The sequence below is a fragment of the Melissococcus plutonius ATCC 35311 genome (assembly GCF_000270185.1).
GTDB lineage: Bacteria > Bacillota > Bacilli > Lactobacillales > Enterococcaceae > Melissococcus > Melissococcus plutonius.
In genome coordinates this window covers 38,914-63,050 of record NC_015517.1, presented here as the reverse complement: position 1 = coordinate 63,050, position 24,137 = coordinate 38,914, and the positions used below count along the sequence as shown (strand labels likewise).

Here is a 24,137-nt window from a genome sequence, read left to right as displayed (position 1 = left end):
TTAATTTAAAAATTTATATTTAAAGCAAAATTAATTTACATACAATATTATACATAATATAATATTGTATGTAAATTAATTTTGCTTTTAACATGTTTAAATTTCACTCATTATATCTTATTTTTTTATCAGTTCATCAACGACTGAATTGTATATTAAATAGCTGTATAGTTTAAGGTAAGATTAAAAACGGCATTATTTTTAGCCGTCTATATTTTCTCTAATAAATAGAAAATATAGACGGCTAATCATTCATCTCAATCACTTTAAAAAAACTGTTCGAAGAAGTGTTACCATTTACTGAATGGTTAAATCAAATTAAACACCTGACATTGTTGGTGCAGTTGTTTCTGGTGCATGGATAATATTTAAGATAGCACCTTTTTCAGGTTTAACAGAACCAGATAATTGGATCGTTGGTGTTTTTGTTGTATCGGTAGATCGATTAATTATTGTTTTAGAATTATTCTTCAGTAAAATATTTCCTGCATTTCCCAGTCTAAATAGTTCTCTAATTGTATTTACTTCAAAGGTTGCATTTTTTCCAACCGTCATATCCAGAGGACGTTTAGCACTGTTATCAATATAAAATAGCGTATTATTCTTGATATCCATAGAAACCTTGGCGTTATCATTAATGATAAAGTATGGTTGCACATCAGAACTGGTTCCCATCCAAAAAGCACTGTCTGTTTGGCCATTATGAGTAACCTTAAAATTATCATTAATGGTTACTCCCATTACCTCAGCAACCTCTTGCGCAACGTTAGATCCATCCAGAACTTTCTCTATATTAATCGTTGTATTGCCATAAAAGTTTGCAAATCCTTTAACGTTATGAACTAACTGCGGTCCATTGTAATTAACATTGGTATAATTTAACACTACACCCTTTAGAGAATTATCAACATTGACAGGTCCATAATAATTTTTTCCCATAATCGAAAGATTTACTACATTAACTTCTGTTGTGCTAGAATTTGAATCAACATAAATGGTGCCATGTACGCCTAATGATTGTTCTGTCAGCTGATGATTTTGTCCATCAATTGTTACATGTTGTTTGCTTGGATGAATCTTTATGCCACTATCTAGGGAGATATCTTCAGTTAATCTAATAGTAGTAATACCATTATCTTCTGCCAAGGCAGCTTTTAATTCTGAAAAATTACTAACATAAGCTTGATTAGAAATAATTTCTGATGTATGTGTATGTTGTTCTTGAGCTGATGTGGACAAAGTTGAAAGCGTACCTGCCGATAAGAACATAATTCCCAAACTAGCAAAAACAATTGACTTTTTCATAAAATTCCTCCTAAATTATAAGTTTAATTTATTCTAGACAGCGATTTCAAAAAGATAAACTTTACAAATAAAATAAATGGTAACACTTCTTCGAGCAATCTTTTTAGAGTAACGAACTTTTCTACTGGTATCCTTTTTTATAAAAAATAAACAAAGGATATCTATTATAGTAACAAAAAAAACAATTAATTAAAACTATTTATTTTAAATTAATTAAAATAATTATACAAATAAATAAAAAACAAGATAAATAAAAACAATTATCAACTATTAAGTAAAATATATTAATAAAAATATATTTTTTTCATTTATTATAGTAAATATGTTGTTGAGAAACTTAAACAAGCTATCTATTAACGCATTTATAACTAATTAACTTATGATTTTCATACCTATAAAACTGATATCTTAAATTTTGAATCTACAATATGAATTTAAGCAAGCATTTCTTTTAAATAAAAAGAAATGCTTGCTTAAACTTTAATTATTTTTTTTAGGTTTTAAACCAATTAACTAACTATCTATTTTCCTATTAGTCAACGCTATTTTGTTTACGATAATCGGTTGGTGATACTCCAAGGTATTTGCGAAAAATTTTATAAAAATATGAAGGATTTTCATAGCCAACTTTTAATGAGATTTGTTCAATCGGTGCATTTGTATAAGTTAAGTATTCTGCAGCTACATTTACTCTTTGTAAATGAACGAGTTTGATAAAAGTTAATCCAGTTTGTTTTTTTAAATAAGCAGACAAATAATTAGGATTAAAATTAAAATAATCTGCCATTTCTTCCAGTGTAATATGACTATAATGCTTTTCAATATATAAAAGTAGTGTCAATAAATTGGTTGGTGGTTGATCATTCATTTTGACAGCTACTTTTTCATTTGAAGCTACTCGAATTAATCTAGAAAATAAAGTTAAAATTTCAAAATGAATAATTTGATTAGTTTGAATGTCTGGACAATAATATTCATAAATAATATCATATAAAATATCCATAATTTTATTGTCATGATGCGTATTAATTCGTGTATAACGGACTTCACCAAAATTATCACTAAAAAGAAGTGAAAATAACATAGTAGAAATACTTTGTGAACTTCCCTTTCTATACATAAAATCAAAATCATTTAATGAAAAAGCAGTTCCTTTTAATGTTAGATTAACCACTACAGCTTGCCTATCGATCGGTTCAACGCGGTGAACAGTATACTTACCAATCATAATTACTTCATCCTGGGCAACATGTATTTTTTCATTTTCAGTCACTACGGTACGTTCGCCCACTAGCGGAATCGTTAACTCAACATAATTATGCATATGGTAAGGAATAAAGGATTCTACCGGTTGAACAGAAACAGCAACTGAATGGGTGTTAATTTCCAATGAATCATTTAAAGTATGATAAAATTCATATACAGGTTCTTTTCCTACGTATGAAATAATTTTTGGACGCATTTCTGGTGCCAACTTTTTCCATTCACGTGGATAATTATGTTTTTTCAATAATTCTAAAACCATTGTCTTCATCTATTTCCCCCACTTCTTATGCTACCATAATTTAGTTATCTTTCCCGCCTAAGAAGCTTAGTATACCATACAAATATTAATATAAATGATTATTTAATACTAATTATTTATATTTATCTGTAATAAAACCAAATTTATACAGATAAAACTGTGAAATGAACATGATTTTTATTGTTTTTAACAATAGTTTTCGCTTCCATTCTCATTATAATAAATAATAAGTGCAAATTTTAAACTCATTGGAGGTTCATTAAATGGTAGATTTAACAAAAAAACCTTATTGCTTAAATAAACAACAAATTAATTATATTGAAGAAAAAATTGCTAAAATGTCAATTGATGAAAAGGTTGGTCAATTATTTTTTGTCATTGGTCAAGATGAAAATATGACGGATATTGCTGAATTCATAGAAAAATACCAACCTGGTGGTATGATGTATCGTCCAGACGTGGCTGAAAAAATCAAGCGTGAAATAGCAACAGCTCAAACAGCTAGTCAGGTTCCTCTTTTCTTTGCAGCAAATCTAGAATCTGGTGGTAATGGCATTATATCTGAAGGCACTTGGTTTGGTATGCCTCTTCAAATGGCTGCAACTGATGATCCAAAAAGTGCTTACGAATTAGGTAATGTTTCTGGTTTTGAAGCCAGTCAAGTCGGTTGTAATATGTCTTTTGCCCCAATTGTTGATATTGATAAAAATTTTAGAAATCCTATTACAAACACACGAACATTTGGTAGTGATAAAACACGAGTAATGAAAATGGCAGAAGCTCAAATCAAAGGGTTAGAAAAAAATCAAGTTATCCCAGTTATCAAACACTTTCCTGGAGATGGTGTGGATGAGAGAGATCAGCATTTAGTAAGTTCTGTAAATTCATTAACTAAAGATGACTGGATGAATACTTATGGACAAATCTATCGTCAACTTATTGAAACAGGTATTTCTAGTATTATGATTGGCCATATCACGCAACCTGCCTGGGAACGTTATTTACAACCTGATATTTCCGATAAAGATTTACGACCAGCTTCCAGTTCTTCTCTTTTAATTAATGGATTGTTGCGAGATGTTCTGCAATTCAACGGACTAGCGATTACAGACGCAACCCCAATGATTGGTTACAATGCAGCAACAGATCGTGAAAACTTACTGCCAGAAACAATCAATGCAGGAATTGATATGATTCTTTTTAATAAAAACATTGATGAAGATTATCACTATATCAGACAAGCCGTTGAAAATGGTAAATTGCCAATAGAGCGTGTCAATGAAGCAATTATGCGAATTCTTGGTACAAAATTAGCGCAAGGCATCATGGATACAAACGAAAGTTTACTGCTTACACCACCGGAAACATTAGCATTAGATACCAAAGCACATGAAAAATTGGCGGAAGAAGTCGAAAAAAAAGCTGTGACATTGGTGAAAGATCGTGATCACTTGCTTCCACTAACTCCTGAAAGATACCCACGTATCCGACTAGTTATTTTAGGAGACTCTGATGAGGGTGGATTTAAAGAAGGCGGAAAAGTCACAGATCTGTTTAAAATGCAGTTAGAAAAAGTTGGCTTTATTGTTTCTCTTTATAATTCTCAACAGTTAGACTTCCATGAAATTTTTGAAGAAGGCGTTCAAGATATGAAGGAAAAATTCGACTTAGCGCTTTATATTGCAAATATTGAAACAGCCAGCAATCAAACAACTACAAGACTGGATTGGATTCCTCTAATGGCAGCTAATTCACCATGGTTTATGCAGGCGATTCCTACCGTGTTTATCTCAACAGCAAATCCTTATCATTTATTTGACATTCCAAGTGTTTCAACATTTATTAATGCCTATACAGGAAACAAAGCGAGTGTTGAAGCTGTTATGCGAAAAATTACTGGACAGGAAGCCTTTGAAGGAATCAATCCAGTAGATCCCTTCTGTGGTGATTTCACAGCAAAATTATAATAGGAAGTGAAAAACATGGAAATTTCTCAAATTTTAATCAATCATATGATTGAACCAATCGGTTTTCAACTTAATGATCTAAGAATTGATTTTAAGATTCAAGCTGATACCTTTATGCCAGTTAAAAAACAATTAACAATCTGGACAACTGACAAAACACTACCAGTTTACCAGACTGAAGAACTTCCCTATCAGGAAAACTATTTTAACGTAGCACTTAATTTAACATCTAGAACTCGTTATCAAATTGAAATAAGTTTACTGGATGAAGATCAAATTATAACAACTGCTCAAACGTTTTTTGAAACGGGTAAAATGCATGAAACATTTACTGCTAAATGGATTGCAAATGAAGATAAAAATATCCAAAATACGTTATTTAAAAAAGAAATTTCATTAAATAAACCGGTTGAAACTGCTCGCCTTTATATGACTGGTCTAGGATTATATGAAACCTATATTGATGGCCAAAAAGTCGGTGATGAATATTTAACACCTGGTATTACGGCTTATGATCAGTGGGTCCAAGTTCAAACGTATGATATCACAACTGCCTTTACCCAAATTGATCGCACTCATGAACTGTTAATTTCAACTGCTGATGGTTGGTATAAAGGAAATTATGGCTTTGAAGGCGGTCAGGAAAATATTTATGGTGATTGGCAAAAAGCCATTGCCGAATACCATATTACTTATAAAGATGGTACAACTGAACGAATTATTACAGATGCTTCTTGGCAAACAACAAGTGGCAAAATAACGAAATCAGCGATTTATTATGGTGAAGATTTAGATGATCAGATTACTCTAGAACACTGGCAGCCTGTTGTTGTTTTAGAAGAAGAAACCAATATATTACAAGATCGTCTAAGTTTACCCATTAAGGTAAAAGAATACCTACCTGTCCAATTGATCATTGAAACACCTGCACAAGAACAAGTACTTGATTTTGGACAAAATCAAGCTGGATGGTTAGCATTTTATAACCGTGAACCTAAGGGAACCAAGCTTGTTTTTCAGGTAGGTGAAATTCTACAAGAAGGTAATTTTTATCGAGACAATTTAAGAGATGCTCGCGCTGCTTTTGTTTATATTTCTGATGGCGAAGAAAAATGGGTACGTCCACATTTTACTTATTATGGTTATCGCTATGTTAAAATTGAAGGAAATACAAGACCCTTGCAAGCTAATGATTACAAAGCAGCAAACATATATTCAGATATGCGTTTAACTGGTTCTATTGAAACAGAAAATCCCAAGGTAAATCGTCTATTCCAAAATGTTATTTGGGGACAAAAGAGTAATTTCTTCGATGTGCCAACAGATTGTCCACAACGCGACGAACGATTGGGCTGGACAGGCGATGCTGAAGTCTTCTCAAATACTGCAGCATTCAATATGGATGTCTTTGCCTTTTTCAAGAAATATGCAAAAGATATTGCTGTAGAACAAAAGCAACTTGATGGTCTTGTCCCTATGTATGCTCCTTCAATGGGAAATCATGATGGTGGTGCAGCAGTTTGGGGAGATGCAGCAACCATTATTCCTTGGAATATGTACCAAGTCTATGGTGATACAGCCATCTTGAAACAGAATTACCCTGAGATGAAAGCTTGGGTAGATTACATTGGCCGTAAAACTGAAAATAAGAATTTATGGACAGGTACTTTCCAATTTGGTGATTGGTTGGCATTAGATGGTGAAAATCCTGCTTTACCAACTGGAAAAACCGATGAAGATTTTATCGCTTCTGTGTACTATTATTATTCCAGTCAGATTGTTGCTGAAACTGCAAAATTATTGAACCATATAGAAGATGCTAAGAATTATGCTATGTTGGCAAAACAAATCAAAGAAACGATCAAAAAAGAATATATTACTGAAACAGGTCGTTTAGCCATTGATACACAAACTGCCTATGCCCTAGCTTTGCATTTTGATTTAATTCCTGAAAACCAAATTGAGCGGGTTGTTAGTGATTTGGTAATTCGTTTAAATAAAGATAATGACCATTTGAAAACTGGCTTTGTGGGTACGCCTTTCATTTGCCAAGTTTTATCTAAATATGGCCAACATAAATTAGCAACAAAAATCTTCTTACAAGAAGATTTTCCAAGCTGGTTGTATGCAGTCGATTTAGGTGCAACCACTATTTGGGAAAGATGGAATTCAGTAGAACCAGATGGTTCAATGAATACAGAAGGCATGAATTCTTTAAATCACTATAGTATTGGTGCTATTATGGAATGGGGCTACAAATATCTTTTAGGTCTCTGTGATCATACTGTTGGTTATAAAGAAATTGTATTTTCACCGCACTTTGATTATCGCCTAAAACATGTAAATGGTCATTTTGATACACCTTATGGTGAATTTGCTGTTAACTATCAAATTGAAGCAACAATCGATCATACTATCAAATTAAATCTTCAGGTACCATTTGGCATAACTACGCATGTTGATTTACCAAGAGCAGAAAATGTTGCAATTCAGGTAAACGATCAGCTTTACCAAGGTGGCTAATTTGATTTAACTGCTGGTAACTATATGATTAGCTATATACCAACAGAGGATTATGTTGAACGTTACAATGAAGAAACACCTGTTATAGAAATCATGCAAGATAAAAAATTAGTTACTATGATTGATGAAGTGGATCCTGTACTTGATTTCTTTAGAAATGATCCAAATGCTTTAAATGGTGGTTTAGGTACTATGTCGTTAGCTAAATTAAATCTTCTACTGCCTTTTATTACTATTTCACCTGAAACACTTGATCAAATTACAGCTATTTTATGTGAAACACCAATTTTAAGTGAACGGGAGGAACATTAATATGTTAAAGGGTGCCTTGTTTGATTTGGATGGTGTCATTGCTGATACTTCAGTTTATCACTTTGATGCTTGGCGAAAATTAGTTAAAGATCATTTTGACAAAACTTTACCAGATGACTTGGAAGAAAAAACTAAGGGTGTTAGCCGAGGAGATTCACTCCAAATTATTTTGAATTATTTGCATATAACTGTCTCTAAAGCAAAGTTTGATGAACTGGCAACCGAGAAAAATAATATTTACCTTACCTATTTAGAAACATTAACGCCAGAAAATACATTACCTGGCATTCAAGAATTTATTCAAACACTTAAAGCACATCATATTAAATTAGCAGTTGCTTCTGCTAGTCTGAATGCACCATTTATTTTAAGAAAATTAGACTTACATCATGCTTTTGATGCTATTGCTGATCCAAGTGCAGTTAAAGCCGGAAAACCAGCTCCTGATATTTTCCTAGCTGCTGCTGCTGCTATTCAACTGAAGCCTGAAGAATGTATTGGAATTGAAGACTCAATCGCAGGTATTACAGCCATTAATAAAGCAGGCAGTTTTTCGGTCGGTATAGGCAGTATAGAGAAACTGCATGAAGCTAACCTCTTATTTGCAGCTACAGATGATTTAAATCTTGATACGATTGTTAAACAGTTTAATCAACAATAATTACTTCTTTATCTGGCTAATTAAAAACTCAGACAAGTCATAAATAAAGATATTATTGCAAAAAGATTTTTCTTTATTTTATCTATAGTCTATCTTGTTGAGAATACACAGAGTGCTAAAAAATTATAGTTTATTCACTCATTTTATAAATTCAAATTTTAATTAAAAGAGTGGAACCAAGAAATCAATTGATTCTAGTTCCCTCTTATTTTTTCTAGGAAGGAATTTCATTTAATGGTTACCCAATATCAAAATCCAATTTTACGAGGCATATATCCAGATCCCAGTATTGTTCGAGTAGAAGATACGTACTATTTAGTCAATAGTACGTTTGAATATTACCCAGGTATTGCATTATCAAAAAGTACCGATCTCCTAAATTGGACAAAACTAGAAGGAATTGCTACTTTGCCTCACAAGCAGATTTAAGAGCAGCAAAATCCAATGAAGGCATTTTTGCTGTTTGTATACGTTATTATCAAGAGCATTTTTATGTCATTACTACAAATTTTTCGGAATTCAAAACATTTATTCTACGAGGCAGATTGACAGTAGATAAAAAAACAATTGAATGGCAACAAGATAGAGTTGAAGTTGCCATTTCAGGAATTGATCCGGATTTATATTTTGAAGATAACCATACTTACCTACAATTTACCGGTTATATCGATGATAAGGGAACTAAGGCGATCCAACAGGTGGAAATTGATATCAAAACAGGAAACCTTATTCAAAAGCCAAAAATAATAAGCTTTGGAACAGGTGGTCGTGATGTTGAAGGTCCGCATATTATTAAAAAAGATGGTTGGTATTATTTGTTAATTGCTGAAGGCGGTACAGGTGTGGGACATATGATTACTATGCAAAGAAGTCGCTCTTTATGGGGACCTTTTGAGGCTGAAGCAGGCATAAATCCATTATTTACAAATAGAGATCGTGCCGAACAACCTTTACAAAATATTGGACATGCAGATCTTTTTCAAGATACAAAAGGCAACTGGTGGTTAACTTGTTTAGGCACACATCCAAGTAACGTTGGCTTTACTTTGCTTACCAACACAGGACGTGAAACTTTACTTTATCCAGTTAACTGGGAAAAGGATTGGCCAGTTATTTATACAGGAATTCCTGAAAGATCGGTTGATTTAACAAAATTTCCGGCTCATACTGATATACTAACTCAAGAACAAAACCTGACTCCTTTTATCGACCAATTTATCGAGCAAAGGTTGTCCCCTGAATGGATTACCTTACGTGACCAATTAGTAGAAGAATTAACAATAGATAAAAATTGTTGTTTATTAAAAGGTAAAAATGAGACATTAAGTGACCTAAAAACGCCTGCTTTCATTGGTATTCGTCAAACTGAACAAGAAGAAATTTTTCAAGTAACACTTTCAAAAGAAAAAACAGCTATACAAAATGGTCAAATTGGGATTGCTGCCTTAATTAATGCTGATCACTATGCGGCTTTGTTATTAGAGAAAAATGAAACTCTCGGTTATACCGTACGTCATTATCAAAAGGTAGCTGATCTTGAAATAAATGAAGCTATTGGACAATTAAGCGAATTGCCAGATACGTTGACTATTATCAATCATCAGGCAACAAAAACTTTCCTTGCTGAAAATAAAAAATCAGATGAGCAACTTTCTTTTACTACCTCTGCTCTTCATTTCTCTAATGAAGCCATTGCAGCCTTAAATACGGGAGATGTGGAAGGCATCTATGCTTATAACAATGCACAAATAGCCATCATAAAAGCAGAGAGAAGCAGCTTATAGGAATGTGTTTAAAGTAAAATAAATATTAAATATAAAAAGTAGTTGTCTTTCTTGTATAAAAATATGATCTAAAATTTTTATCATAAGCCTATTTATCAGAAATAAATAGATAGAAAAGCAATAGACTAAAAACCGAATCTATATAATGGATAATTCGGTTCCAGTCTATTTTGCAGATAAATGAAAGTTATATTTTTATTATGTTCATTTTTTAAGTTATTAATTTCTATACTTATATTTTTTACCATTATTCTCTATAAATAACAATTTGGAAATAAAAATAATCTATATATAAAAAATTAACAAATTTTTTCCTATTTCTATTATTAATCTAATTCATTTTAAAGGTAGCAATTGTTACTTTTTGTCTACCTATTATCTTCTCTATAAAAAATCAGATTATTAGACGGTCTAAAAAAGATCAAGTATACAATTGTGCCTATCTAACTATTTGATACGCTAAAATTTCACTATAAATCAAAAATGATTGATTTATAGTGAAATTTTTTATTATAGCTATTTATCTATTAATGAGTTAACCAGTTTTTAATCTTATAAATTAAGCATAATAAAATACATAATATACCAATTAATGTAGGAGTACTTCCATCTAATTCATTTGTTTGTGGAAATGTCGTATCCATTTGCTTCTCGATTACAGCAATTTTTTCTTTTTGATCATTTTTTTCTTTAGAAACGTGGGTAGAACTAGAAGAAGTAGTAGTAGGTTGAGAATTTACTTTTTCTTGTTCTTCATTAACAACTAGCATACCATCAATCGTAATTTCATTAGACATATTCGACACTCCTAGGTTTATTGCCAAGCAACTGCATCAAACTTTAAACTTAAGGTATAAGACAATTTAGTCGATTTAGTTACGGTTGCTGTTCCACCATAAGTGAAAGTCGCTTTATTATTTACTGGGTTCTCATTTTCAGGATCGCTTGCAACCAGTTGGTTTTGATTGTTGGCTAAGGTAATTAATTTTGCATTCAAGCCTGTAACTATTTTTCCATCTGTTACCAGTGGTGTATTTGCCGATGTGGGATTGTTTCCTTTAACTTGTAAATTCAAATCAAAATCAGTTGGAAGTGTCACATCACTTGTTGTGTCTACAAAATTAGTCGCTGAAACCGTTACAGGACGTCCGGAATTATTCATAATTGTATAGGTTGGCGACTGAATATTTTTATTTTCAACTGTATTGTAAAAAATGGTCTTTGTTGGGACAGTTACATTGATCCAATCATTGCTACCTTCTGGAATTTTTTCTTCTGGATTCTTATTGTCTGCTCCAAGCGTACCTTCAACAGTAATATCTGCATCTTTTTTCCCATTTACTGTTTGTTGATTACTCGCCTCTGTGTCATCCTCTGCCAATCCAACTGTCTCAAAGCTTACAACACTGCCAATTAGTAATACTGCCATCAATAGTTTTTTCATCTTTTTTCCTCCTTTTTATTGTACTTCAAATGTTATTCCTGATGCTACTTCCCCTTTATGTTTTTGTGTATTTGGGTCATATAAATTAAATTTGGCAGTTGCCAAATGCTGCCCGCTTGAAATTTTTTTTTCTAATGAAACATGTTTTATTTCCTCGCCAGGACGGATGGCGCCTGAAGTATAAACCACTTGTTTCGTATCATTTAGTGAAATCACCACATTAATCGGATAAGCGTTATGTTTAGGATTTTGAATAAACAAATTACCCGCCATCGTAGTTTTATCGATTTTAGCTTTTGATCCGATTACCATATTGAAGTTACTTTTGTCCACTTCTGCTTGCGCAGATTTTTTAATCTCCCTAGCAGAGATTTTACGAGCATCCTTTTTTGCGGGTAAGAAATCTCCGTTAACTACAGTAGTTGGTACTTCTTCTTTTTGAAAATAGTTGATATAAATTAGATAACCACCAAATAATAATAAACATAATGTACAACCACTGATTAGTATTCTTTTTTTATTCATCTGCTCTTAATTTTTCCTTCCCTCTGTTGAATTGGTGAAACTGAAAAACGAATGGAACAATCCAGTTGCTGGGCTGTATCCATTGGACCTGAGTAATCACCTTCAGCATAAATATCTGCATTACTTTTTGTTTCATTCCAAAATGGTTGAAGAGCTAACTGGTTAACAAATGACTGCTCTCCTGGCAATAACGGTCCCCAAGTCATTGCCTTTTCTGTTTGATCACTATATTGGGCACTCAAATTCAAAATTAACTCATGTTGATGCGTATTAAATGCTTTAACGAGTTGAACAGAATTTTTTTCGCTGTTATTAATTACTACAGACTGTAGATTAATATTTAGTGGAATATTTCCTTGATTCAGTATTTTTAAATCTTGCGAATTTTGTTTTCTACCAAATTCACCTGTTGCAGGACTGGTAAATGAAAGTCGCTGGACTGGAATAGCCACATTGATCAAGGATACAACTTGAACCTCATCCTCTACCCAATGGCTTTTTGTAACATATTCTGTATTTGTATCCATTCCTAAATCCTTTACTTTCATATAAATATAATAGGTTTCAGGAGCAAGATGATTAAAGATATGAGAATTTCCAGATTGAATCACATCACCATCATAGATAATAGGCACTTCAACACTATCAAGAACAACACTTGGATCACTTGGATTTTCAATACTGGCTTGTGCAGCAGGTGTATTGATTTTTCCACTATAAAGTCTGTCAGTCGCGATTTTATAATAAGCTTTATCTAGTTTACGGGTTGCCGGTTCATAAGAATCGATTTTCGCATTAACTGAACTATTGTCTACATCCACTGTCGAATCTGAAGAATGATTTTTTATTGTGACAGCTGAATGATAAGCAAGTGAAGTGGCATTTGATACATTAGTTGTTGTTATCGTTTGACTTTGCCCAGAAATAACATTATCAACTAAATTTTTCATTTGACCGTTTTGAATATAATCCACTGGATATTTATTTATAGATATATCTATACGATTTAGTTGAATAGTTCCAGAAGATAAAAAGCTTTTTCCTTCATTTGCCATATTTTTAAATAATACATAATTGGGTTGGTTTAATTTAATTGTAGTTGTTTGTGCTCTTAATTGACCATTTTGATCCTCAGATAAAAACTCTCCAATTGCATTTTCATTAAATGTCATTGTTAACCTAGAAGCGCTACTTAGAGAAAAATTTGATTTTCCATAATTTCCTTTAAAATAAAGTACTTTAAACTTGCTATTAGGATTTACAGTGAGAGAACCAGTAGAGGACATATAAAAAAGGTAGCTTTTACTTGATTGAATTGTCACCTCAGCTGCATCATCAACAAGTACATCCATCTTACTACTATTCATTTTTGCCCAAAAAAGACCATCCGAAGAGGAAGAATCATTGTATATTGTTGTTACACTATCTTTGGCAAAAGTAATGTTGCCAAAGCCTTCGGCAAATTCACCACCATTTGTTCCGTTACTTTTTGGTGTCTGACTTTTAAAGTTATTTTTCCCTTTAATTGTTAATGTATTATTTGATCCTTGAGAATAGAATGGTTGGCAACCATTTGCGATCGTATAATTAATATTTTCAACCGTAAAATTTACATTATTTCCATCAATTTCAAGAATACCGTACCAAGTATTATCTGTATATTGTTCATTACCAAAATTTATATTTTTGTAATTTACCGTTATGTTGTTAGCTCCAGTGCGAAAATGGGCACTATCAGTATTAGCGCTACCACGATTGTATAGCAATGCATATCCTTGACCATCAATCGTTGTATTTTGTCTAATATTTAGATAACTAGATGAACCATAATTAATTTCTTTCGACGTATAGATAATGTCATTCATCAGCTGAATATATTGCATTGTTTGACCACTAGGTAGATCTATTTTTAATACAGCAATCAAATCCTGAATCGAATAGACTTGATAGGGAGAGTCAATCGTTCCTTGTCCTGTATAGCTTAATGTTGCACGCTTTTCTTGCTGTTCTTCTGATATTTTTAACTTTTCATTTGATTGTTCTATTTGTACCTTTGTTTGAGTATTTTCCTCACTAACTATTGAGGAATCATCAGTTTTCTGTTTACTTAATTCATTTTTCTCTGACACATTAGGCAAATCATTAGAAACGGATGGCGTAATTACGTTTGATGAATTTGGTAAATTTGCAGATTCATCTGTAGCAAAAACAGGTAAAGCAAAAAGATTTACCAAGAGACATGACCAGCCAATGATAAAATAATGCCTTAAAAAATTCATCAATATAGACAACCTCTCCTAATTATATAGTAATTATTTTTTCCCTCCTTTCTTCTTTAGAATTAATATTATTTTATACTTTTTAATAGATATGGTCAAGCATTATGAATTGTATTTATATAACAGCTGTTACTTTATTAGTAAATTTGATTTAATAATAGGAACTTTTATTATTATAGTATTATAATTAAAAATAAATAATACTAATTTTAATTATGACTTAAAATTAATATCTATTCTTTCATTAATTACGGTATATTTTCATATTTAATGAATTAAATACGATAATATGAAGCCATATTAACTATATATTTTTTTAAGATATTTATTTATCATACAAATAAATATCTTCATCTTTAATACACAAAAATAAATAGATAATAAAATAACCCATCTGCCTAATTACATACAAATTTTCCATTTTTAATCAATAATTTGTATTCTATTTAATGCTAGTAGGTTAATGTTTATTTTCTATTCATTTATTAGCTTATTTTATTGTTAAATGTTGTAACTTACACTGATTTCTAATTTATTGATCAGTTTTATATATTACCTTTCAATAATCAATATCAATATTTTTCATTGTAAATTTTAATTACTATTATTTATCAATCGTTGCTTTTGTATTTTTTGGCATTCCACCTCCCTGAAGATAATTTGTATGATAGTAATTTCTTAAATTATTGACTGCATTATTATAATTAATCACTGCATGATAAAAAGAAGTATATTCCCTAGATTCTCTTAAAACTCTCCTTAAATTATTCATTGCATAAATTAATGGTTGATAATAATTTAAAACAGTATAACCTCTTTTTATATACATCTTAGGCATTCTCATTTTATGTAACATAGCCAATAGAATTTCTGGATTTGGTTTTTCAGGATATTCTTTTTCATTGATAACCATCATAATTAATTCATTGAGTTTATATGTATCCAGATGGCTTTTTTGACATAGACTTAAAATTTTTCCTAAATATACTACCAATTGTTTTTGTGAAAGAGTTTGATAGAAACGAATTCCTTTTGTAAAAAACTGACTATAATACAAAAATTGGTGGTAATCTTTCTTAGACATTGCAAAACATAATGCTATCAACTTCTCTAGCATAGCGGCTAATAAAGATTCTTTTGACAATTTACTCTTAAGTAAAATCATTAATTGAACTGTTTGTTGATTCACTTCAGAAAGTTGAATAAATTGATAAAATATTTCAAAATGAACAAATCGTATTTCTGAATTGTACATAATAATAATGCTTGCTTCGCTTTTAGCTTTATTGAATAGATGAACTATATTTTTTTGTTGTATCTGTTTCTTACTTTCCTGACTTTTCAATTGATTTAATTCAGCTACGATTTTTAAATAGTTTTTCTTATGACATTGCTGCCAATCAGAGCGCTTTTTTAATTGAACTAAATAATCATTCAATAGTGGATTCATAGCATCCTGCGTATTTAAAATATGAAGAATTTTTTCATTGTTTGTTAATTTTGCCACCGTTAGATCCCTCTTATTCTGACTTCAGTATGTGGATTCTTTAGAGTGTTGAATTTATAAGCAATCAAACCAACAACTCGACTATCCTTAATAGGTAGTCCATAATGAAAAATGCTATCCAATGTTCCCTTGACCAAATTATCAATATCAGGAGCAGTTACTTTCATTAATTTTTCAAGTTTTCTTTGATTTTTAGCCATTTGACAAAAGTAGTCAATTTCTGCAATCATGCCAAAGGAAGATTGAATGACCTGAAAAAAGTCTTGGTTATACATTTCTTGATCCTCAATATATGTTTTCATTGCAGTTTTGTAGTCTTGATATTTTTTTGGATAATAGGTAAGAATTCCTGTTTTTGTTCTTTTAACACCTGGTCTAGGCGTTGCTACTGGATTAAATGGTAACGAAATTTGCCAATCCACCTGACTGATTTCTGAAAAATTATATTGGATTTTTTCCAATTCATCTACCCGTCTTAAACGTATTTCCGTTCTAGCATTGTTTATTGTATTATATTTAAAAGCTATAACACCGACCACACAACTATCTTTAATCTTCGATTGATTAAAAATACAATCCATTGCACCTTTTAATAAATTATCGATATCTGGCGCATAGGTTCGTAAAATAGTATTAACTTTTTTTTGGTTTTTTGCTCGTTGAATAAAAAAATCCACTTCCATTACTACACCCATCTCACAAGCAATCGTTTGGTAAAAATCATCGTTTATTAACTGATGATCTGAAAGATAATTGGAAACTTCTTCAAGATAAGTTGCATACTTTTCTGTGTAATAGGTAAGAATTCCTGTTTTTGTTCTTTTTATACTTGGTCTTGGTGTTGCTACTGGGTTGAAGGGAAGTATGATTTGCCACATTGCTATCATTCCTTAGTAGAAATTCTCTTCTATAAATTTTTTTCTATAAACTCATCTAAAGTTAAAGGAGGTTGTTTTTGTGATTTTCTAATTGAGTTTATAAATGTCAATTGCTGTTCAATATTTTTTTGTCTTTGGACATCCTCTTTTTTAGGTCTTTGAATCACTTCATTTTGGTAAGCAATCAAGCGCAGCATTTCATCTACAGTTAATAATTCCTCAATGGTTTTCTCACCTGCACGAAGTTTTTTTATATAAATATACAATGTTTGTCTAACAATACCTGTCTTCTCTGAAAGTTCTTTTTTATTTAAAGGATCCGACTCACCAATTAACCATTTTGTTAATACTTTCCCTGTAGTAGGAGGAAATTTCATACTAACTTTTCTCATTAAATAGTCACTCCCTTCATTTATGTCTAAAATTGTAACAATATTTTAAAATGTTGTAAAGTTATAATACATTTATTAAATAAAGAACGAAAATAATAGATCAATTTATTTTTCTACCTAACAATTACTCCTCTATTACTATGTTTATAAATACTAACTACCTAGCTATTTAGATGATTTTTAAAAAGGCAATCTTCTCCATTCATAAAAATTCATAGCTATTCAAAAAGATGAAAATATATCAACCAGAAAAGGTACCTATAATTCTATGTAAAAAGTACACTTGAATATCTTTTTTGTAGATACTTAACGGTAAAACAAGTATTATTTTCTTCACTACTTTCCATTCTCTTTAATAAAAATTAACATACTAATAAGATAAAAAGGTGGAATGGATATAACTCCATTCCACAAAAGTATCACCTAAGCAGCCACGACTGGCTTCATCTTTTTTATAATCTTTTTGTTTTTTCATTCTAATGGTTAATCTCCTAACCTAACAACCTTATTCTATTATTTAGGCATGTCAAATTCTTCATCAATAAACCATTTATGTTGCATTAATTTGCCACCACCATTCACTGGTTCGTAAACTACCTGATAAGCAATATCAAAACGACCATTTTCAATGATTGCTTTTGATAGATACATGTGTGGCATATGTGTAGCCAAACAGGTAAATTCATAGCCCGATGGCAATAGATAATTTTCTTTAGGTGCTTTTCGAATTTCTTCTTGAATAATCCATTTATGATGTGTTACTTGACTATCACCATTTGTAGGTGTATAGGTAATTTGGTAAACATTACTTAATTTTGCTGCAATAATACTTGCTTTTGCCCCTTTCATACCAGGCATATGATCAGCTTTTAATATGACTTGATCTCCAACTTTTAATTTTCCCATAATTATTCCTCTCCTTCAATCATTTTATCAAACTATTATGATTAAATAGGTATTTTACCTATTAGTCATTTTTAATCAGCCACCTATTAAAGTTACCATTAATGAACCAAACATTGTAATGAGAATATTTCCAATAGCATAGGTAGGCGTAAAACTTAAAGCAAAAATACTACTACCTGTTTGGTCAATGATAGAATTCAATGCAGAGTTAGAAGTACCTCCACCTGCTAAACTACCAATATTATCAACTGCATTAAATTTCAGTATATATTTACCAAAGAGCAAAGTAATAATAAATGGAACGGTTGAAATTAACAAACCTATCAAGATAATTTTAATGCCCATTGATTGAATCGCCTTTACGAATTGACTTCCAGCACCTAATCCAACTGTTGCAATAAATCCATTTAATCCTACGCTTTTTAAAAACCAACGTGTTGAACTTGGAATATTTCCAATACGAATGTTTTTGTTTTGATACCATCCTAGAAACAAACCACTAAACAATACACCACCGCCAGAACCCAAGGTTATAGGAAGGCCTTTAATAGTAATAATGATATCTCCTAACAAAACACCTAAGACAATCCCAATTGATAGAAAACTGACATCTGTCGCTTCTCCCTGTGTAATCGGGTATCCCAAACTAGGTATTGCTCGCTGAATAGACTGATCAGGTCCAGCTATTGTCACCCGGTCATCTGAACGCAACTTGGTCAAATCGTCGATATCTTTTCCATCTCTTTTAGCAGAAATAATAATGATACTTTTATCGACTAAAGATTTTAATGAATAATAATTAAAAACTCTTGTTAACATAACTTCTACTTTTTTGATTGGAATTTTTTTATACTTATCATCAAAAATTTCCTGATAATATTTTTCATTTGTTTCAAGTTTATAAATTTCCTCATTGTTCCCAATAATGGTCACTACCTGCCCTTTTCGTAAGTTCGTTGTATGGGTGAATGGTTGAGGACGATCATTGGTGAAAACTTGCTGTACAATTACTTTTTGCTGTAACCATTTTTCAAATTGATCGACCGTTACTTCTGTTGAAGGTAAATCAATAATTTTAAATGACCGAATTACAATATTACTCTCTAAGTCATAAAGTTCATTGTTACCATTCTCGGTAAAATGTAATTGTTCAACTACTTTTTTTGTTTCTTCTTTTAAATTTACTCCCAAAATTAAAGGCCCGATATTTCTAACCGTTACAATGGTAGCAATTGTTCCGAATATATAGGTCACTGCATAGGCAATTGCTGCATCTGAGGTGTAAGCAGATTTTAATGCCTCTGATACTTTTAGATTGTTAATTGCTGAAGTTGCTGTTCCTAAAGCGGCAGATTGTGTAATCGCCCCTGATACAATTCCTCCTGCCTCACCAGGATTAAATCGGAATAATTTTAAAAGGCCATAAGAAAACAAAAAAGCAACAATGGCAAAAAAGAACGCCTGAGCCACCAATTTTAAGCCAGATCGTTTTAAACTCTGAATAAATGTTGGTCCTACTTCATATCCAATTGTAAAAATAAATAAACTAAAAAAGACATTTTTAAGCAATGGATCAATTGTAAAATTTGCCAACTGTCCTAATACCAAACCACTTACCAATACCCCAACCGTTGCGCCAAAACTAAATGATTTGATTTTTATTTGACCAATGACATAGCCTATTGCTAACGATAAAAATAAAAAAATAATGGTATTATTTAAAAAAAACTTGATTAATTCATGCCACATGAATTTTCCCTCCCATATTTGACAATTAATTATCACTAGATAAGATAGTTTCCCTATAGTTTTTGCCAAATAATTAAATGATTCATTCATCAAAATTTATATTAGGAATCCATAAAGTATTCATATTATTGAATAAAATTAGCAACCACCCTTCTCAAAAATTTCATTTTTTAATAGAAAACTTTTACCTAGAAATATCACTGAATTTCTTTCTAAAAAATCTAAATGTATAAATTAAGCATAGCACGTTGAATTTAAAAAAAAAAATATTTGCTTTTCTATATGATTTTCACTTTTTTTTCATAAATGTTTTTCTAATCCTTGTTTAATAAATTCTGAACAAGCAACCATTTATTAATAACCTGATTCGAACCAAAAATAAAAGACATAGGTAGTTATTTATATCAATCTTTAAAACCAATGCTAAAGCGTTGGTTTTATTAAATCATCAATATAATTTTTACCCATGTCTTTAAAAGAATTTATCTAATTATAAATAATACAATTACTCATCTTTTTCAGTTATTCGATTATAAGCTTCCTTATCAAAAGTACCATCCCATTTATCAACAATAATGGCGGCAATCATTGAACCGGCGACGTTTAATAAGGTTCTTCCCATATCAATAATTGGATCTATACCAAAAATGGCTCCAATGCTTGAAATTGTTTTTCCATAACCCAAACCATTTAAAGTTACCGTTGCAGCAACAGTTGCTGTCCCAGGCACACCTGCAATGCCAATGGAGCTGATCGTTACGACAAGGACAATTACAATATAAAAAACAAAATTCATTTCTGTCCCAACAGCAGAAGCAATTAATGTGCCAAGCATTGCCGGAAACACGCCTGCACAACCATTTAATCCAATCGTTGTTCCAAGAGTACCAACAAAATTAGCAGTTTCCTCTGTTACTCCCATCCCATTTTGTAAGGTTTTTAAAGTATAAGGTAATGTACCCACGCTTGAACGTGAAGAAAAAGCAAATAATAAGGTTGTAAATGATTTTTTAAAGAAAATTACTGGATTCACGCCTAATAGAATCAAAATAACTATATATACTAATAACATAATTATAATACCTGTATATAAAGCTGCAATGAATCCTAACATACCAATAATTGCCTGAATTCCATTTGAAATAATCGTATTACTAACCAATGCGATAATGCCATAAGGCATTATTTTAATAATATTTGTCAATATTGAGTTTATTGTGATCCTTAAAGAATCAAGAATTGTTACAAACGGAGCCACCTGATCCGGTTTTTTTACTTTAAGAAAACGAATCGCTCCAGCAAATAAAGCAGCAATAATTACCACGGAAACAATACTTTCATTACTACCTAAAGATTCCACTATATTGCTAGGAATTAAATTTAGAAAAAATTCCGGAAAACTTTGTGAAGCAATCTGACGCATAGAAGAAGCTTTCTCTCCAGTTAAGTTTCCAGCAAAAGCTGCACCATTCAACCGATAAATTTTTACAACAAGAATACCAACCATCGCTGAAATAGCGGTAGTGCCAAGTAAAGAAACAAATGTTTTACTGGTTAATGTTCTTAAACGTTCTCCCTGAACATCAATAACAACCTTAATAATCGATAAAAAAACTACCGGAACAGCCAATAATTGGATGAGTTTTAAAAATCCAGTTCCCAGTAATTCATACCAAGCAGAAATCTCCATTTGAGCAAAGTGAACATAAGTACCATTTTTACCACCAATAAAATCAATGAAAATACCGATCATAAGTCCAATAATCAATGCAGTTATCATACGTATCGAAAAATCAATCTTTTTTGTTTTTAGAAATCTTAAAAGTAAAATAGCTAGCGCTAATAAGATTAATGCGCCTATGGTATAGAAATTGCTAATTTTCAAAAATTGTGTAAAAAAGGGAGTCTTTATCATAACCTTTCACTTCTCTCATTTTTATTTTGCTGTATTTGCTGCTACATTAATTGCTTCCCACGTTGAAGCAAACGGTGGTGCATAAGCATAATCAACAAATCCTAATTCTTTTGTTGTTAATCCTGCATAAATTGCGGTAGAAAAAGCTGTCGCTCTTAGTACTGTTTCATTTTTACCAAATAATTGAGCACCATACAAAACAAAAGTGTCTGCATCATAAACCAATTTAATCATAATTTTTTCTTGAGTAGAATAGTAATTGGAATGATTCATTGTTTCAATACAAGTAGTTTTATAATTTAATTCTAACTCCTTAGCTTTTGTTTCATTGATTCCTGTAGCAGCAGCTTCATAATCACCCGCTTTAATTGCAATACTTGCTAGTGAACCACTATACGTATGCATATTTTCTTCTTTTACTACAAGATTTTCACCAACAATCCTTCCTAACTTGTTTGCTGTTGTAGCTAGTGGAATATACATGGTTCCCGCTAAGCGATGGTTGATTTTTGCACAATCACCAGCTGCAAAGACATCGGGAATTGAAGTTCTTCCATAATCATCAATAATAATAGCACCATTGATTGTTAACATATCTAGTTGTCCCGCTACAAAAGCCGTATTAGGAGTTACACCCACTGCCATAATTACTGCATCGACCTGAAATTCTCTTTTAGTTGTTTTTACTGAAATTACATTATCTTCCTTGAAAATCATTTCCTGTGCGACTTCTTCAAAATACATATTTACACCTTTTTTTGTAACTGCTTCAGCAATTTTTTCAGAGAATTCAGGATCAAAAGGAACATTGACAACTGTTTTATTCGCTTCAAGCAACTGGATTTGCTTATTTTTTTGCGCTAATTGATCGGCAACTTCAAGACCTATGAATCCACCACCAATAATCAAGATATTTTGATAGTTATCTAATTGTTCCTTTAATTGTTGTACATGTCCTGGGGTATCAATGGTATAAATGTTTTTCGCTTTCATATTAAGTCCCTTAATTTTTGGAACAATTGGCGTACTTCCTGTTGCAATTAACAAACGATCATAGCTTTTTGTTAATGTTTGTTTTGTTTTCAAATTCGTTATTTTGAGTTCCTTATTTTCAAAATCAATTGAAGTTACTTCATGTTCTAACATTAACTGAATACCAGTTGCCTTCATTTGTTCAGGCGTTCGAGCAAACATTTCTTGTTCATCTTTGAACTGATCTCCCAAATAATAAGGCAATCCACAAGCCCCAAAAGAAATATAATTCGCTTTTTCAATTACTGTTACTATTGCTTCTTTATTTGTTCGAATGGCTTTAGCTGCTGCACTCATACCAGCTGCTATACCACCAATAATGACTATTTCCATAATTTTCTCCATTCCAGCGTTATTTATGTAACAAAGTTAAAAAATTATTTTATAGAAGTATAAATAAAAAATAACTACAAATTAGTAAATAATTGACCTTTTCAATTCAAGGTTCCTATTACAAATAATGTAAAAGATTGGATCAATCTTCTAAAGAAAAGTAATAAACAAACTAACTTAAATAAAATAACAAAATTTGCTTTCTTGATTTAATTATTTTATTAGTATAAAAATTTAATTTTATGACAGAATTAACCTGTCACAAGTAAAAACTAACATACAAAAAAAAAGCTGTCAAACAACTAGTTTTATAAAAAATTGGTAAACAAATAAAACTAAAGAGTCATTTATGTTGTGAAAATATTAAAAAGAAAGAATATAAACATACATAAATAAATAACTAAATAATTTAATTTTAATTTTCCATCAAACAAATTACATAAATCAAAATAACCAATAAGAATAATTCATCAAATAAAATCGAATGATAAAATTAACTTATAGAACTACTTGTGTCTTTAAAATCATAAAATTATAGATTCTAAAAATGAAAGATCGTATAATATTGTCAACAATTCTAGAAAAAAGAGTTTTTTTCTAGCTTTAGCAATTTAGTTATAGTTGTTAAATCCTAAATGGATACTATATGGATACTATATGAATACTTCGATTACTGAAACAGAAGATAAAAAATAATCCATTCCTTTATCAAGATAAAAGAAAGGATATTTTGAAAGATAATTTTGTTATTGTTTATTTGCCTCTATCTTTATTTAAATTGTCACCTGGATTATAAGATATTCACCGATCTAAAAATAACAATTAAAATTATAAGCAAATGTGAATAATTTTTTCTATATAAAACTTGCTTAACCATGAGATAAGATAGTGATTAAATCCTTCATCAAACAGAGGAAACATAAAAATGAAAGTAGTATACTATGCTTATTTTAGAAGAAAATAAGCATAACTAGTTTAGATATAATAGAAACTCTTATAATTCAAGCAGATTATAATTAGTAATGGTGATGCCCTTCTTAAACTTGAAAGAAAAAACTTATTAAAAATATCGCTAAAAGAATCTTCTTATTTTCTATCTA

The 24,137-nt window shown here is 30.9% G+C and carries 17 protein-coding genes and 1 pseudogene; 5 read left to right on the top strand and 13 right to left on the bottom strand.

Translation table 11 applies throughout. The annotated features are described in order from the left end of the window. Positions 1-318 precede the first annotated feature (318 nt). Together MPTP_RS08570 and MPTP_RS08565 are read right to left on the bottom strand one after the other, a co-directional pair. Positions 319-1,305, bottom strand: coding sequence for a pectate lyase-like adhesive domain-containing protein (locus MPTP_RS08570; protein WP_013774732.1), 987 nt, complete (start codon positions 1,303-1,305; stop codon positions 319-321). Between the two features lie 532 nt (positions 1,306-1,837). Then, positions 1,838-2,839, bottom strand: a complete 1,002-nt coding sequence (locus tag MPTP_RS08565; RefSeq protein ID WP_013774731.1) for an AraC family transcriptional regulator — start codon at positions 2,837-2,839, stop codon at positions 1,838-1,840. 254 nt (positions 2,840-3,093) lie between these two features. Here MPTP_RS08565 and MPTP_RS08560 point away from each other — a divergent pair, with 254 nt between their 5' ends. The 5 genes and pseudogenes from MPTP_RS08560 to MPTP_RS08545 all read left to right on the top strand — a co-directional run bounded on the left by MPTP_RS08560 (position 3,094) and on the right by MPTP_RS08545 (position 10,077). Then, positions 3,094-4,797 carry a glycoside hydrolase family 3 protein gene (locus MPTP_RS08560; protein WP_013774730.1) on the top strand — a complete coding sequence of 568 codons (1,704 nt, stop codon included), beginning with the start codon at positions 3,094-3,096 and terminating at the stop codon, positions 4,795-4,797. 15 nt (positions 4,798-4,812) lie between these two features. Continuing rightward, a pseudogene (locus MPTP_RS08555) lies at positions 4,813-7,632 on the top strand (alpha-L-rhamnosidase). A gap of 1 nt (position 7,633) precedes the next feature. Then, positions 7,634-8,293 carry a beta-phosphoglucomutase gene (gene pgmB / locus MPTP_RS08550; RefSeq protein ID WP_013774727.1) on the top strand — a complete coding sequence of 220 codons (660 nt, stop codon included), beginning with the start codon at positions 7,634-7,636 and terminating at the stop codon, positions 8,291-8,293. A gap of 234 nt (positions 8,294-8,527) precedes the next feature. Then, complete coding sequence (locus tag MPTP_RS10130) at positions 8,528-8,722, top strand: family 43 glycosylhydrolase (protein ID WP_013774726.1); 195 nt, start codon at positions 8,528-8,530, stop codon at positions 8,720-8,722. Then, the gene (locus MPTP_RS08545) at positions 8,674-10,077 is read left to right on the top strand and encodes a family 43 glycosylhydrolase (protein WP_013774725.1); all 1,404 of its coding nucleotides are present in this window, start codon (positions 8,674-8,676) and stop codon (positions 10,075-10,077) included. Before MPTP_RS10130 ends, MPTP_RS08545 begins: the two co-directional genes overlap by 49 nt. A 527-nt stretch (positions 10,078-10,604) precedes the next feature. Here the strand turns inward: MPTP_RS08545 and MPTP_RS08540 are convergent. From MPTP_RS08540 to MPTP_RS08490, 11 genes are all read right to left on the bottom strand, one after another. Beyond that, entirely contained in the window at positions 10,605-10,874 is a 270-nt protein-coding gene (locus MPTP_RS08540) for a hypothetical protein (protein WP_013774724.1), read from the bottom strand. A 17-nt stretch (positions 10,875-10,891) separates the two neighbouring features. Further along, on the bottom strand, positions 10,892-11,521 hold the full coding sequence (locus tag MPTP_RS08535; RefSeq protein WP_013774723.1) for a hypothetical protein: 630 nt from the start codon (positions 11,519-11,521) through the stop codon (positions 10,892-10,894). Between the two features lie 15 nt (positions 11,522-11,536). Continuing rightward, positions 11,537-12,046, bottom strand: a complete 510-nt coding sequence (locus MPTP_RS08530; protein WP_013774722.1) for a hypothetical protein — start codon at positions 12,044-12,046, stop codon at positions 11,537-11,539. Next, positions 12,043-14,325 (bottom strand): hypothetical protein, encoded by a 2,283-nt coding sequence (locus tag MPTP_RS08525; protein ID WP_231849689.1) that lies wholly within the window; start codon positions 14,323-14,325, stop codon positions 12,043-12,045. The genes MPTP_RS08530 and MPTP_RS08525 overlap by 4 nt, the downstream gene beginning before the upstream one ends. A 604-nt stretch (positions 14,326-14,929) precedes the next feature. Beyond that, the gene (locus MPTP_RS08520; protein ID WP_013774720.1) at positions 14,930-15,832 is read right to left on the bottom strand and encodes a hypothetical protein; all 903 of its coding nucleotides are present in this window, start codon (positions 15,830-15,832) and stop codon (positions 14,930-14,932) included. Positions 15,833-15,834: 2 nt separating this feature from the next. Then, entirely contained in the window at positions 15,835-16,710 is an 876-nt protein-coding gene (locus MPTP_RS08515; RefSeq protein ID WP_013774719.1) for a RusA family crossover junction endodeoxyribonuclease, read from the bottom strand. 29 nt (positions 16,711-16,739) lie between these two features. After that, complete coding sequence (locus MPTP_RS08510; protein ID WP_013774718.1) at positions 16,740-17,102, bottom strand: hypothetical protein; 363 nt, start codon at positions 17,100-17,102, stop codon at positions 16,740-16,742. A 513-nt stretch (positions 17,103-17,615) separates the two neighbouring features. Beyond that, positions 17,616-18,008, bottom strand: coding sequence for a YdhK family protein (locus MPTP_RS08505; RefSeq protein WP_013774717.1), 393 nt, complete (start codon positions 18,006-18,008; stop codon positions 17,616-17,618). Positions 18,009-18,083: 75 nt separating this feature from the next. Continuing rightward, positions 18,084-19,757, bottom strand: coding sequence for an aspartate-alanine antiporter-like transporter (locus MPTP_RS08500; RefSeq protein WP_013774716.1), 1,674 nt, complete (start codon positions 19,755-19,757; stop codon positions 18,084-18,086). Between the two features lie 505 nt (positions 19,758-20,262). Next, a complete protein-coding gene (locus MPTP_RS08495; protein WP_013774715.1) occupies positions 20,263-21,672 on the bottom strand; it encodes a cation:dicarboxylate symporter family transporter in 1,410 nt (469 codons plus the stop codon). 21 nt (positions 21,673-21,693) lie between these two features. Further along, positions 21,694-23,049: a CoA-disulfide reductase gene (locus MPTP_RS08490; RefSeq protein WP_231849688.1), complete on the bottom strand. Its 1,356-nt coding sequence runs from the start codon at positions 23,047-23,049 to the stop codon at positions 21,694-21,696. Positions 23,050-24,137: the final 1,088 nt, after the last annotated feature.

What these genes read in the sequence shown, in the direction of transcription:
- MPTP_RS08510 (WP_013774718.1), bottom strand. Translation starts at nt 17,102, where the DNA reads ATGAGAAAAGTTAGTATGAAATTTCCTCCTACTACAGGGAAAGTATTA.
- MPTP_RS08540 (WP_013774724.1), bottom strand. Translation starts at nt 10,874, where the DNA reads ATGTCTAATGAAATTACGATTGATGGTATGCTAGTTGTTAATGAAGAA.
- MPTP_RS08505 (WP_013774717.1), bottom strand. Translation starts at nt 18,008, where the DNA reads ATGGGAAAATTAAAAGTTGGAGATCAAGTCATATTAAAAGCTGATCAT.
- MPTP_RS08500 (WP_013774716.1), bottom strand. Translation starts at nt 19,757, where the DNA reads ATGTGGCATGAATTAATCAAGTTTTTTTTAAATAATACCATTATTTTT.
- MPTP_RS08565 (WP_013774731.1), bottom strand. Translation starts at nt 2,839, where the DNA reads ATGAAGACAATGGTTTTAGAATTATTGAAAAAACATAATTATCCACGT.
- MPTP_RS08560 (WP_013774730.1), top strand. Translation starts at nt 3,094, where the DNA reads ATGGTAGATTTAACAAAAAAACCTTATTGCTTAAATAAACAACAAATT.
- MPTP_RS08570 (WP_013774732.1), bottom strand. Translation starts at nt 1,305, where the DNA reads ATGAAAAAGTCAATTGTTTTTGCTAGTTTGGGAATTATGTTCTTATCG.
- MPTP_RS08535 (WP_013774723.1), bottom strand. Translation starts at nt 11,521, where the DNA reads ATGAAAAAACTATTGATGGCAGTATTACTAATTGGCAGTGTTGTAAGC.
- MPTP_RS08495 (WP_013774715.1), bottom strand. Translation starts at nt 21,672, where the DNA reads ATGATAAAGACTCCCTTTTTTACACAATTTTTGAAAATTAGCAATTTC.
- MPTP_RS08525 (WP_231849689.1), bottom strand. Translation starts at nt 14,325, where the DNA reads ATGAATTTTTTAAGGCATTATTTTATCATTGGCTGGTCATGTCTCTTG.
- MPTP_RS08530 (WP_013774722.1), bottom strand. Translation starts at nt 12,046, where the DNA reads ATGAATAAAAAAAGAATACTAATCAGTGGTTGTACATTATGTTTATTA.
- MPTP_RS10130 (WP_013774726.1), top strand. Translation starts at nt 8,528, where the DNA reads ATGGTTACCCAATATCAAAATCCAATTTTACGAGGCATATATCCAGAT.
- MPTP_RS08515 (WP_013774719.1), bottom strand. Translation starts at nt 16,710, where the DNA reads ATGTGGCAAATCATACTTCCCTTCAACCCAGTAGCAACACCAAGACCA.
- pgmB (WP_013774727.1), top strand. Translation starts at nt 7,634, where the DNA reads ATGTTAAAGGGTGCCTTGTTTGATTTGGATGGTGTCATTGCTGATACT.
- MPTP_RS08490 (WP_231849688.1), bottom strand. Translation starts at nt 23,049, where the DNA reads ATGGAGAAAATTATGGAAATAGTCATTATTGGTGGTATAGCAGCTGGT.